At 67.5% G+C, this 12898-nt stretch carries 10 protein-coding genes; 1 reads left to right on the top strand and 9 read right to left on the bottom strand.

The features are described from left to right. Positions 1–101: 101 nt before the first annotated feature. The 8 genes from ABIE51_RS06675 to trxA all read right to left on the bottom strand — a co-directional run bounded on the left by ABIE51_RS06675 (position 102) and on the right by trxA (position 10786). Positions 102–875: a murein L,D-transpeptidase catalytic domain family protein gene (locus ABIE51_RS06675; RefSeq protein ID WP_192630135.1), complete on the bottom strand. Its 774-nt coding sequence runs from the start codon at positions 873–875 to the stop codon at positions 102–104. A 580-nt stretch (positions 876–1455) separates the two neighbouring features. Then, positions 1456–3282: a DUF885 domain-containing protein gene (locus ABIE51_RS06680; RefSeq protein ID WP_192630136.1), complete on the bottom strand. Its 1827-nt coding sequence runs from the start codon at positions 3280–3282 to the stop codon at positions 1456–1458. Positions 3283–3442: 160 nt separating this feature from the next. Beyond that, positions 3443–5269, bottom strand: coding sequence for a DUF885 domain-containing protein (locus ABIE51_RS06685; RefSeq protein ID WP_192630137.1), 1827 nt, complete (start codon positions 5267–5269; stop codon positions 3443–3445). Between the two features lie 267 nt (positions 5270–5536). Then, positions 5537–6310: a queuosine precursor transporter gene (locus ABIE51_RS06690; protein WP_192631622.1), complete on the bottom strand. Its 774-nt coding sequence runs from the start codon at positions 6308–6310 to the stop codon at positions 5537–5539. Positions 6311–6382: 72 nt separating this feature from the next. Beyond that, a complete protein-coding gene (locus ABIE51_RS06695) occupies positions 6383–7093 on the bottom strand; it encodes a DUF502 domain-containing protein (RefSeq protein ID WP_115840870.1) in 711 nt (236 codons plus the stop codon). Between the two features lie 80 nt (positions 7094–7173). Further along, entirely contained in the window at positions 7174–9180 is a 2007-nt protein-coding gene (locus ABIE51_RS06700; RefSeq protein ID WP_192630138.1) for a bifunctional serine/threonine-protein kinase/formylglycine-generating enzyme family protein, read from the bottom strand. Positions 9181–9353: 173 nt separating this feature from the next. Beyond that, entirely contained in the window at positions 9354–9824 is a 471-nt protein-coding gene (locus ABIE51_RS06705) for a DUF4442 domain-containing protein (protein WP_192630139.1), read from the bottom strand. A 77-nt stretch (positions 9825–9901) separates the two neighbouring features. Next, on the bottom strand, positions 9902–10786 hold the full coding sequence (gene trxA, locus ABIE51_RS06710) for a thioredoxin (protein ID WP_192630140.1): 885 nt from the start codon (positions 10784–10786) through the stop codon (positions 9902–9904). Between the two features lie 102 nt (positions 10787–10888). Here trxA and ABIE51_RS06715 point away from each other — a divergent pair, with 102 nt between their 5' ends. Then, entirely contained in the window at positions 10889–11509 is a 621-nt protein-coding gene (locus ABIE51_RS06715) for a DUF998 domain-containing protein (protein ID WP_192630141.1), read from the top strand. A 42-nt stretch (positions 11510–11551) separates the two neighbouring features. Here the strand turns inward: ABIE51_RS06715 and ABIE51_RS06720 are convergent, their stop codons facing one another. Continuing rightward, complete coding sequence (locus ABIE51_RS06720; RefSeq protein ID WP_192630142.1) at positions 11552–12874, bottom strand: metal-dependent hydrolase family protein; 1323 nt, start codon at positions 12872–12874, stop codon at positions 11552–11554. Between the last annotated feature and the right edge of the window lie 24 nt (positions 12875–12898).

Genomic DNA, 12898 nt, shown 5'->3' on the forward strand with positions numbered 1-12898 from the left:
GTTTGCGGGAATTCGCGAGCCGGCGGGTCCGCGGCATGGTTGCTTCGTGCCGGCGCGCCGGGCAGCGCGCCGGCACGCGAAGTCTTAGATCGACAGCGCGTTCATCCCGACGTGGACGCCGCCGTCCCGAGGCTGCGAGCGAGCGTCTTGCGCGCCGCCGGGCACTTGAGCAACGCCGAGCGCGTCAGCCAAGCCTGGTCGGGGTAATACGAAAAGACGAACTGGCCGTCCTTCAACAGGTCGATCATCGGCTTCGCAACGGCGCTGCGCACCGCGGGACATCCCCAACTGCGGCCCAGTCGTCCCATGCGCTGGCCCTGGGTCGGATCGACGTACGGCGCGCCATGCATGACGATCGCGCGCGCCATCGCCGCGTCGTTCACGCCGGGTTCCAGCCCTCGCATGCGCAGCGAATAGCCGTTCTTGCCGGTGTAGGTATCGGCCGTTACGAACAGGCCGAGGCTCGACTGATGGCTGCCGTCGAGGTTGGAAAAACGCGTCGCCATGTTCTCGCCCGAACCCTGGCCGTGCGCAACGACTTCCTCGTAGAGCAGGCGGCCGGCCGCAAGGTCGAACACCCATAGCCGCGGCTTCAGCGACGGACGGCTGTAATCGATGACGGCGAGGCGGCGCGCGTCCGCGCCGACGCCGCTCGCCTGTGCGCATTGCATCGCCGAAACGGCGAGTTCGAGCACTTTCGGGTTTGCAGCGGGCGCGAGCCGCGAAAGCCACACGCCTCCAGGCTGAAGACCGGGTTGCACCGTCGGTGCCGATGCGATGGTCGTTTCCGATGACGCATGGCGGCCAGCCCCCGCGGCGAAAGGCGCGGACAACAGGATGGCGGTAACGGCGAGAAGGCGCGGCAGGACGGGCATGGCAGATCACGGGTGCGAGGCCGGCGCGTCGTCCGGCGGGGCACCCGGAGCAGCAGCGGCCCAGGCGCAGGAATGTCGAAATATAAGGGGCGAGGGCGGGTTCACAACCCGGGCCGCGGCTGTGCGTCCCTCTCGTTCAGGTCGGCGACGAACCGCTGCCAGCGATGGAACGATGGCGGGGTGCGGCGATGGACCAGGCGGCATGCATATGCAATGCGACGTGGCGCCGCGATCGCGCACGGTGCCGCCCCGCGCCTGACGGAGAGCGCGCGTCGCCGCCGATCGTGCGACTGCGCTGTCCGGTCCGTTCATGACGGCGCTCCGTGGCACGCCGGCGCATGCGCGGAACATGACGCTGTAAGACGTGCGGGCGTATCGAACAAGCAAGTCACTGGATTCCCGCCTGCGCGGGAATGACGAGCAAAAGAAGCTCGCTTCGCGCTTGCCAACGGGTCATGTGCGCGTGCCTACCCCCCCGCACGCAGAGTTCACCCACAAGCACAAACAGAAAGGCCGAACCCGAGGGCCCGGCCTTTCCAGTTTGGTACTCGCGATGTTCGAACTCGCGATCGGCCGGAAATCAGCCCTTCTTGCTCGCGATCCAGCGATCGATCTTCTGCTCCAGCACGGCCAGCGGCACGGCGCCATCCTTGAGCACTTCGTTGTGGAACTCGCGAACGTCGAACTTGGCGCCCAGTTCCTTCTCGGCCTTCGCGCGCAGTTCCTTGATCTTGAGCTCGCCGATCTTGTACGCCAGCGCCTGGCCCGGCCATGCGATGTAGCGCTCGGCTTCGGCGATGGCGGTGGTGTCGCTGACCGCGGAGTTCTCCTTCATGTACGAAATGACCTGGTCGCGCGTCCAGCCCTTGCTGTGCAGGCCGGTGTCGGTGACCAGGCGGATCGCACGCCACAGCTCGTTCTGCAGGTAACCGAAGTAGCTGTACGGATCGGTGTACACGCCCAGGTCCTTGCCCAGCGATTCGGCGTACAGGCCCCAGCCTTCGGCGAACGCGCTCTGGATGCTCCAGCGACGGAACGCCGGCATGTCCTTCAGTTCGATCTGCGTGGCGATCTGGAAGTGGTGGCCCGGGATCGCCTCATGCAGGTACAGGTCTTCGGCGTCCCAGATCTTGCGCGAGGGCAGGTCGTAGGTGTTGACGTAGAAGATGCCCGGACGCGTGCCGTCCTCGCTCGGCGGGTAGTACTGGCCGCCGGCCGCGGACTTCTCGCGGAACGGCTCGACCGGACGGATCTCGAACGGCGACTTCGGGATCACCGAGAACTGCGTCGGCACCTTCTCGTTGATCTTCGCTTCCAGGCCGCGGTAGTACTTCAGCAGTTCGTCCTGGCTCTTGAACTCGAACTTCTTGTCCGTCTGCACGTACTTGAAGAAGTCCTGCAGCGAGCCCTTGAAGCCCACTTCCGTCATCACCTTCTGCATCTCGCCGTGAATGCGCGCGACTTCGTCCAGGCCGATCTGGTGGATCTGCGCCGGCGTCAGGTCGGTGGTGGTGCTCTGCTTGGCGTTGAAGGCGTACCACGCCTGACCGTTGGGCAGCTTGTCCAGACCGAAGGTATCGCGCGTCTTGGGCAGGTATTCGTCGTTCACGAACGCGCGCAGCTTCTTGTACGCCGGCATCAGCTGCTCGGCGATCATCTTGCGGTAGGCGTCCGTCAGGCGCGTCTTGTCGGCGTCGCTGAATTCCTTGGGCATGTTGGTGATCGGACCCCAGAAGAGCGTGTCTTCCGGCTTGTCCTTGATCAGCGCATCCAGCTGCGGGACGACCTTCTCCATCAGCACCTTCGGCTGCACGACGCCGGCGGCGATGCCCTGCTTCATGTTGGCGATCTCGGTGTCGAACAGCACCGGGATGCGCGCGCCACGGGCGAGCCAGTTGTCGTAGTCCTGCACGGTCTTGAACGGCTGCGCGCCGCCGCCCGAACCGAACTGCACGGCCAGGCTGGCGGTGCTGTCCATCTGGTTGACGGGCGTCATCCATGCGGGGAACTGGAAGGAGTCGATCTGGTCCTTCGCGTCCTTGGTGAAGATCTCGTAGTTCAGCAGGTCCTGGCCGGTGAGGCCTTCCGAGCCCACGCCTTCGACCTTCGCCAGCCAGTCCTGCAGGAACTTCTTGGATTCATCGCGATACTGCTGCGAACCGAAGTCCGGCAGTTCGGCGTTGTAGCGCGTGTCGCCGGTGAAGGTCGCCAGCACCGGGTTGCGCTTGAGGTACGCGTCCCAGAACTCGACGTAGAGCTTGTTGAGCTGGTCGGCGCGGGCCTGCGCGGTCTGCGCGGTTTGCGCAGCGGCGGGCTTGTCGGTCGCGGCGGTGTCGGGGGCGGGCTTGGAGCAGCCGGCGATCGCGGCGGTGACGGAGAGGGCGAGCAACAGCGGGCGGAGCTTCATGCGTTTCTCCTGGTGGATGGTGTGCGTCGGGCCGGTTCAGGGCGGGCACCGTGCGGAGCGTAAGGCGGTCGGGCTACGGGAGCAAAGTTCGCGTTGCGGTTTTGCTCGACTGGCGTTTGTAGCCCGGCTGAGCGGAGCCGGGCTACGAAGTCGTTCGGCGTCAGCCCTTCTTCGCCTCGATCCAGCGATCGATCTTGCCTTCGAGGATCTCCAGCGGCACCGAGCCGTCCCTCAGCACTTCGGCGTGGAATTCGCGAACGTCGAACTTGTCGCCCAGCGCCTTCTCGGCCTTCGCGCGGACCTGCTTGATCTTCAGCTCGCCCATCTTGTACGCCAGCGCCTGGCCGGGGATGGCCATGTAACGTTCGGCTTCGGCGGTGGACTGCGTTTCGCTCTCGGCGGAGTTGTCGAGCATGTACTTGATCACCTGCTCGCGCGTCCAGCCCTTGCTGTGCAGGCCGGTATCGACGACCAGGCGGATCGCGCGCCACAGCTCGTTCTGCAGGTAACCGAAGTACGAGTACGGGTCGGTGTAGACGCCCAGGTCCTTGCCGAGCGATTCGGCGTACAGGCCCCAGCCTTCGCTGAAGGCGATCTCGCTGCCGAAGCGGCGGAACTTCGGCAGGCCCGTCAGCTCCTGCTGCAGCGCGAGCTGGAAGTGATGGCCCGGGATCGCTTCGTGCAGGTACAGGTCTTCGGCGTCCCACGTCTTGCGCGTCGGCAGGTCGTAGGTGTTGACGTAGAACACGCCCGGACGCGAACCGTCCTGGCTCGGGCGCATGTACGAACCGCCGGCCGCGGACTGCGCGCGGAACGGCTCGACCGGGCGGATCTCGAACGCCGCCTTCGGAATCAGCGAGAACTGCTCGGGAATCTTCTGGTTGATCTTGTCTTCCAGCCCGCGGTAATACGCCAGCAGCGCCGGCTCATCGGCGAAGGTGAAACGCGGGTCGTCCTGCATGAACCTGAAGAAGTCCTGCATCGAGCCCTTGAAGCCGACCTGCTTCATCACGGCCTCGATCTGGCCGTGGATGCGCTTCACCTCATCCAGTCCGATCTGGTGGATCTGCGCCGGCGTGAGGTCGGTCGTCGTCGAGTTGCGCGCGTTGAACGCGTACCACGCCGCGCCGCCCGGCAGCGCGTCCAGGCCCGAGGTCGCGCGCGTCTTCGGCAGGTATTCGTCGGCGACGAACGTGCGCAGTTCGCGATACGCCGGCATCAGCTGCGTTTCGATGAGCTGCTTGTACTGCGCGGTGAGGCGCTTCTTGTCTGCGTCGCTGAAGTCGGCGGGGAAGTTCTTGATCGGGCCCCAGAACAGCGTGTCCTCGGCCTTGTCCTTGATCAGCGCGTCCAGCTGCGGAATCACCTTCACCATCAGCGCGCGCGGCTGCACGACGCCGTTCTTCACGCCTTCGCGCGAGTTGGCGATCGCCTGGTCGAACAGCACCGGCGCCTGCGCGGCGCGCTTGAGCCAGTTGTCGTAATCCTTGACCGTCTTGAACGGCTGCGCGCCGGTACCGGAGCCCAGCTGCACGAACGTCGCGGCGAAGTTGTAGAACTGGTTGATCGGCTGCTGCCAGGTCGGGAACTTCTCCGCTTCGAGCGAATCCTCGCGATCGCGCACGAAGATCTCGTAGCTCAGCAGGTCCTGTCCGCTCAGGCCGTCGCTGCCGACGTCCTTCACCTGCTTGAGCCAGCGAGTGTTGAACTCGTGCTGCTGCTGGCGGTACTGCGCCGACATCGTGTTCGGCAACTGGTCGTTGTAACGGTTGTCGCCCTGGAACGTGGCCTGCAGCGGGTTGGCGCGCAGCAGCTCTTCCCAGTACTGCTCGTACATCGCGTTGAGGCGCGTGGCCTTGGCGTTCTGGGTCGTGGTCGCCGTGGCGGGCGCCTGCGCGAACGCGGCGGAGGGCAGGGCGACGGCGGTGCCCAGGATCAGGGCGATGGCGAGCGGCAGGCGGAACGACGGGCGCGCAGGATGCGGCATGGGAACAAATCCGGGTTGACGGCGACCTCGAAGGCTCGCCCGCCGGCTCGGGGGCGGCATGGGCCGAAGGTCATGCGGACGCGGCGTCCGTCGCGTTTTGCGGAGCGCTCGCGCAGCGGTGTCGACCAGCGCGCCCGAAGAAAAGCCGTCATTCCCGCGCAGGCGGGAATCCAGCGTGCAGGCGTATCACGCTTGCCGAAAGCGTGGTGGTTCGGAAGGTTGGATCCCCGCCTTCGCGGGGATGACGGCAAGCGGGTATGCCGGGCCCTAGGCCGCCGCCTGCTCGCGCAGTTCGTGCGCGCGCTTCTCGCCGAGGTAACGGATGATCCCCGCGCGCACCACGTAGATCAGCGGGATCAGTGCCACGGCGGCCAGCATCTTGTACGCGTAGTTCACCGTGCTCACCGCGAGGAACAGCGACGTCGGCCACTTCTGCGGGCCCAGCACGAAGGCGATGTAGAGCACGACGAAGCTGTCGACCAGTTGCGACACCGCGGTCGAGCCCGTCGCGCGCAGCCACACGTGCTTCTCGCCGGTGACGCTGCGGATGCGGTGGAACACCGCCACGTCGATCAGCTGGCCGATGATGAAGGCGACCAGCGAGCCGGCGATCGTCCACATCCCCTGGCCGAACACCGCCGCGAACGCCGCCTGGTAATCGGACACGCCCTGCGCCTGCGCGGCCTTCACCCACCAGTCGGCGGGTGCGAGCGCGATCGCCGCGAAGGCGAAGAGGAAGCCGTACACGATCAGCCCGGCGGCGAGGTACGAAATCATCCGCACGCCGCGACGGCCGAAGAACTCGTTGATGACGTCGGTCATCAGGAACACCACCGGCCAGAGCAGAGTGCCCGCGGTGAAGCTCAGCGAGCCCGACTGACCGAACAGGTTCCACTGCAGCGGCTCGATACCCAGCGTGTCTTCCAGAGCGAAGATCTTCACGCCGATGAACTCGGCCAGCACGGCGTTCACGCAGAAGAACGCGGCGAGGATGATGAACAACCGCACCGCGCGATCGTCGAGCGTGCGCGCGACGGCCATGGGCGGAACGGATGCAGGCACGGATTGGCTCACTGCGCTTTCCCCTTGGCGCGGTTTACGTGGTCTGCCGGCTTACGGCGATTTTTCCACCGCAGAGGGCGGCGAGAACGGAATCGTGTCCGGCGCGACGGCGCCGCCGGAAATGATGAAGCTCATCGCCTGGTCCACGCTCCAGTCGGTCGGCGTGATCTTCTCCACCGGCACGATCTCGAGGTAGCCCGACGTCGGATTCGGCGTGGTCGGAACGTACACCGCGGCCAGTTCGCGCCCGGTGCCGTGCTCGCGGATAACGCGCGTGACGAAACCAATCGACTTCATTTCCTTGTGCGGGAAATCCACCAGCACCACGCGCTGCGTGCCGTCGGGCTTGGTCTGCAGGATGTCCAGCAGCTGGCGCGCGCTCGAATACACGATGCTCGCCAGCGGAATGCGCTGGATCAGCGCCTCGAACCAGCGCAGCAGGCGCTGGCCGATCACGCGACGCGCCATCACGCCGGCGAACAGGATCACCGCGAGCGTCGCCAGCAGCGCGAGCACCGTGCGGACCCACGGCTCGTCGAGCCACGCCAGCTGGCGGTTCGTGTTGGCGAGGTTCTCCAGCACCGGGCCGATCAGCGGCGCGCTGATGTCCGACAGCATCACGAACACGAACTTGACCACGACCCACGTCAGCCAGATCGGCAGCAGGGTCAACAGGCCCGTGAGGAAGAGCTTCTGCAGGCTCGGCTTGGGCGCCGCGGGCCGGATCGGCGCGGCGGCGGGGGAGTCGGGGGAGTTCGGCATGGCGCGGATTGTAAGACCGAACGGGCGGGCCTTCGCGGGCCATTCGTTGCGCCGCGTGGCGGCACCACCTGCGCGGGCTCTCAGCGCTCGCGGACGAGCCGGAAGCCGACGTCGTCGTAGCCGCGCGACGCGGGAAGCGTGCGTTCTTCCTGGCGGCTGCGCCACGAATTGCCCGCCACCTGGCGCTGCTGGCAGTTCTGGCCGCAGTCGCGCAGCCACAGCGAGACCGCCCGGCCGTCCATGTCAGCCGGCGTCTGCGTGATTTCCTCTGCGCTGGGCAAACGGTAGCGTCGACCAGTCTGTGCGCTGTACCACTGCGCATACGCCTGCGCATCTTCCAGCGAGATGCACACCACCGGATCGTTTTCGCCCTGCTTGAAGCCCGGCTGCTGCCAGTCGCGCGGATCGAGCATGCGCAGCAGCGACGCGCGTTCGCGGCACAGCGCCGGTTCGCGCCCGTTGGCGGCGGCGAAGCGCGCGTACTCGCGGCGGCTCACCGGCCGCGGCGTGAGCGCGACGCTCACCTTCGCGCTGCTTTGCGAGGCGGTATCGAGTGTCGCACCGCGCGCCAGGCCCTTCGGCAGCGCCTTGGCCTGCGCGAGCAGGCGCGCGTCGAACTTGCGCGGCAGTGCCATCTTGTCTGCCAGCGCGGTGAGGCGCTGCACGTCGGCGCCGTCGCGACGCTTCACCGACTGCTGCAGGCGCGCTTCGAGTGCGGCTCCGGTGGCGTCGCGCAGCTTCTGCTGCGCCGGCGAGTTCGCCGTGCCGGTCTGCTGGCCCAGCGCGATGGCGCGCGAATGCAGGTCGAGCGCGCGCTCGTCCTTGCCGTCCTTCACCGCGCGCACGATGTGTTCGGAGAAGGCGCCGGTGAGCTGCTCGATGGCGGCGGCGACATCGGGATGCGTGCTGTCGGTGTGCCAGGCGAGCAGCACGCTGTCGAACGCATTGGCGTCCTGCGGCTCGGTCAGGCGGCCGCGCGCGATCTGCTGGCGGGCGTCTTCGAGTGCGTGCTGAAGCGGCGCCTCGGGCAGCGGTTGCAGCATCGCCGCGGTCGGATCGGCCGACGGCGTTGCGTTCGGAGCGGTGGCGATCGGCGCGACGGGCGTCGCCGGCGGCGTTTCGTCGCCACGGTCGAAACTGAAGGCGAGCACGACCAGCGTCACCGCCGTCACGCCGACGGTCGCCCACACCGGCATCGCCCAGCGCTGCGTCGGACGCAGGCGTCGGAATGTTTCCAGCGCCGGCGTCCACGGCTTGCGCTGCTGCACGGCGCGGACGGCGTCGGCCATCTGCGCGGCGTCCTGGAAACGGCTTGCCGCCTGCTTCGCGAGGCCGCGGTTCATGAAGCGCTGCCAGTGGCGCAGGTGATGCGGCAGTTTCGGGATCGGATCCTGCGCGTGCATCACCGCCATCGACAGCGCATCGGCCGCTTCGAACGGAAGACGTCCGGTGAGCATTTCCCACAGCAGCACCGCCATGCTGTACAGGTCGGCGCGGCCGTCCACGTCCTCGCCGCGCGCCTGTTCCGGTGCCATGTACGCGGTGCTGCCGACGGCGAGGCCGGCGGTGGTCACGCGCGGTCCGAACCCGCGGCGCAGCGCGATGCCGAAGTCGGCCAGCAGCACGCGCTCGCTTTCGTCGAACAGGACGTTCTCGGCCTTCACGTCGCGATGCACGACGCCGCGGGAGTGCGCGTAATCCAGCGCCGACAGCAACGTCAGTGCGATGTCGATCGCACGCGGTTCGTTCTTGCTCAGGTCGCGCTGGCCGAGGTGGCCGCGCGGGAGGTAGGGCATCGCGTAGTAGGGCAGGCCGTCGTAGGTGCGGCCGACTTCGAAGATGCCGACGATGTTGGGATGTTCCAGCCGCGCGATCGTGCGCACTTCGTTCTCGAAGCGGCGACGGCTGACTTCGTCCGCGAGTGCGACAGGCAGCATGACCTTGATCGCCACCTCGCGTTGCAGCGCGAGCTGGTGACCCAGGTATACGGTCGACATGCCACCGTGGTTGATCACCTTGTGCAGGCGATAACCGGCGATTTCCGGCAATGGCGATGCGTTGTCGTTGTTGCCTGCAGAACCGGACATCGCGGCCCCCTGTCGCGAAGCAGGAGCATACGCCGAGAGAGGGGAAAGCTCACGACGTGCGCATCACAACCACCATGTGCGCAAGGTCGTTGCCGCGGCGTGATGACGCGCAGCGTCAGTTTTTGCCGAACAGCCCTGTTTTTACGGCCATTTTGGGGCGTTTTGTGCCGCGGTCACTCTGCGTCGCCGTTCTCGCGGTGCGCCGGTTTGCGCCGGACGTAGAGCTGTTTGCGCACGCGCGCGACGACGTCGCCGCTGGCGTCGGTGATATCGGTGTCAAACCATCGCAGCGCTTTTTCACCGTTCGCGGTGGCCGCGCGCAGTTCGTCGAGGACGTCGTCGCGCAGGCGGAAATCCGCGTGCACCGTGCCGCGGCCGGGCTTCACGAATTCGATCTCGCCGGCCTTGTCCCAGACCCAGTATTCGCGTCCCAGCGACTGCATGGTGAGCAGCATCCAGAACGGGTCGGTCATCGCGAACAGGCTGCCGCCGAAGTGCGTGCCGACGTAGTTCCGGTTCCAGGGACGCATGCGCAGCTCGACATGCGCATGGCGGTAATCGGCGGTAATGGCGGTGACGTGGATGCCGCTGAAGAGGAACGGTGGCCAGAGGTTCAGGCCGCGACGCAGGACGCTGGCTTTCATTCGACGGGCTGTGCGTAGGGGACGCACAGCCTGCCATACGGATGCGTATTGATCCAGCCGCAAGGCGGCTTACCCGCTCAGAACAGCAGCGAGGACATCTTGCGGCGGTACTGGCCGACGAGGTCTTCGTCCTCGACGACCCGGAAGGCGTCGATCAGCGCCTTGCGGGGCAGGCCGTCCTCGTAGGCCTTGTCGCGGCGGAGCATTTCGAGGAACTGCTCCAGACCCGCCTGCGCGTCGCCGTCGACGATCTTCAGCGCGCCGAGCAGGTGGCGGGCGCGCAGGTCGTCCGGATTGCTGGCGATGGCCGCTTCGAGCACCTCCGCCGGCGGCGCGTCCTTCAGCAGGGCGGCGAAGCCCAGCCGCGAGCGGGCGCGGATGGTCCGGTCGTCGGTGGCGAGGTTCGCCGGCAGGGCGTCAAGCAGCTGCTCGGCTTCCTGCGCGGCGCCGGTGCGAAGCAGGGCGAGGGCGAGGTCGAGCTTGAGTTCGGCGTTGTCCGGCGCGGCGTCGGATTCGTGGCGAAGACGCACGACTTCGGCGTGCGGGTCGACGGGTGCGGCCCCGGTCTCCGGCGCCGCGGCATCGTCGGCGGCCGGATCGGCCGGCTGGATGCCGTGGTGGGTCAGGAACTCGCGCAGCTGGCCCTCGGGCAGCGCGCCCGGGAAACCGTCGACCAGCTGGCCGTCCTTCACGAGGAACACGGTCGGGATCGAGCGGACCTGAAACGCCCCGGCGAGCTGCTGTTCCTTGTCGACGTCCACCTTCGCCAGGCGGAAGGCGCCGTGGTAGTCGGCGGCCAGCTTCTCCAGGATCGGTCCGAGCGTCTTGCACGGCCCGCACCATTCGGCCCAGAAATCCACCAGGACCGGCACCTGCATCGATTTCTGCAGGACTTCGGCCTCGAAATTGTCGGCGGTGGCGTCGAAGACGTGGGCGTTGGCGGTAGCGTCGGAAATCGTCATTCGGAAGGCTCGCGGGGCTCGTTCGGCGATGCTGGGGAAATGGGGGCGGCGCCTGCGTCTGCCAAGCAGGCGCGGAGCGGGTCGTCACGCTAGCATGCCGACATGAACCGTCCGACCGTCCCGTCCCCGGCTTCGTTCGACCGCCACGCCGGCTGGCTCGCGGCCGCATGCTGCGCGATCGCGGTGGCGGGCTTCGCGGCCACGCACGCCGCGTTCTCGCATGCGCAGCACCCGCTGGGGTTGCTCGGCGCGGCCGACGTCCCCGGCGCTTCGGCGTTCAACCTGCTGGGCTTCATCGCCCCGGGGCTGCTGGCCGCGTGGGTATTCGTTCGACTGCGGGCGCGATTGCCGGTCGGTGCCGGGCGCTGGGCGGGCATCGGCTGCTGGATGCTGGCGCTGTCGGCGCTGGCGTTCGCCGCGCAGGGCGTGTGGCGGCTGGATCCGGCCGACCTCGACGGTCCCATCAGCCAGCGTCACGCGACGATGTGGCTGCTGTGGTGGCTTGCGTTCGCCGCGGGCGCGCTCGTGCTGGGCGCCGGCCTGCTCCGCGATCGCATCTGGCGCGGCGTGTCGATCGCGTTCGTCATCGCGGGCACGGTCGTGGTGCTGCTCAACGCGTTTCCGGTGTTCGCCGGGCCGATCGCGCAGCGCGTCGTGCTGCTCGCGTGGCTGGTGTGCGTCGTCGTGGCGTCGCGAAGCGGCGGCGTGATCCGCATCGCCTGACGCCGCGGCCCTCCCCGGCACGAGCCGGAGAGGGCGCGAGGATCAGGCTTCCGGCGTGCGGAACACCGCGCCGTCCTTCATCACGAAGTCGACCTTCATCACCTGCTGGATGTCTTCCAGCGGATTGCCCGGCACGGCGACGATGTCGGCGCGCTTGCCGACTTCGATCACGCCCTGGTCGTCGACGCCGAGCACTTCGGCGGCGCGGATCGTGGCGGCCTGGAACGCCACCGGCGCCGGGATTCCCGCTTCGACCATGTAGATGAACTCGCGCGCGTTGTCGCCGTGCGGCCCCACGCCCATGTCCGTGCCGAAGGCGATCTTCACGCCGTTCTTGTAGGCGTTGGCGGCGGTCTGCTGGATCAGCGCGCCGATGCGCTGCGCCTTCGGGCGCACGACGTCGGGGAAGTAGCCGTCGATCTTCGCCTTGTCGGCGACGAAACGGCCGGCGTAGATCGTCGGCACGTACCAGGTGCCGTGCTGCTTCATGAGCTTCATCACGTCGTCGCTCATGTAGGTGCCGTGCTCGATCGACGTCACGCCGCCGAGCACCGCGCGCTTCATGCCTTCCTCGCCGTGCGCGTGCGCGGCGACGCGGTAGCCGTAGTCCTTCGCGGTGTCGACGATCGCCTTGACTTCCTCGACGGTGAACTGCGGCGCGTCGCCGGACTTCGCGTACGACAGCACGCCGCCGGTCGCGGTGATCTTGATGACGTCGCTGCCTTCCTTGTAGCGCTGGCGCACGGCCTGGCGCGCGTCGTCGATGGAGTTGATGACGCCTTCGGTCGGACCCGGCGGGCCGATCAGGTGCGAGAGCGCGTCGTTGTAGCCGTTGGTGGGATCGGCGTGGCCGCCGGTGGTCGCGATCGACTTGCCCGCCGCCCAGATGCGCGGGCCGGACACCAGGCCCTGGTTGATCGCATCGCGCAGGTGCGGACTCACTTCCCCGCCGAGGTCGCGCACGCTGGTGAAGCCCGCCATCAACGTCTTCTTCGCGTAGTCGACCGAACGGAAGGCATAATCGACATCGTCGAGGCGGAAGCCTTCGGAATAGCTCTGCGGGCTCGACTGGCTGCCCAGGTGCACGTGCAGGTCGGTCCAGCCGGGCATGCAGGTGTGGCCGCTCAGGTCCACGCGCGTGGCGCCGGCGACGTCCGCACTGGCGCCGCCGATCACCTGTTCGATCTTGCCGTTGCGCACCAGCAGCGTCTGCGGCCCGGTGAGTTTGCCGGAACGGGCGTCGAAGACCTGGCCGCACTGGAGCGCCTGTGCGGCGTCCTTCGCGGGCGCGGCGGTCTGGGCCTCTGCGTGGGCTGGAATGCTGGCGATGGCGACAAGCAAGGCAAGGCTGAGCGGCTTGAGCACGTACGACTCCCCGTGTGGTTTCGA

Origin of the sequence: Lysobacter sp. OAE881 (assembly GCF_040546665.1) — a bacterium.
Lineage (GTDB): Bacteria > Pseudomonadota > Gammaproteobacteria > Xanthomonadales > Xanthomonadaceae > Lysobacter_J > Lysobacter_J soli.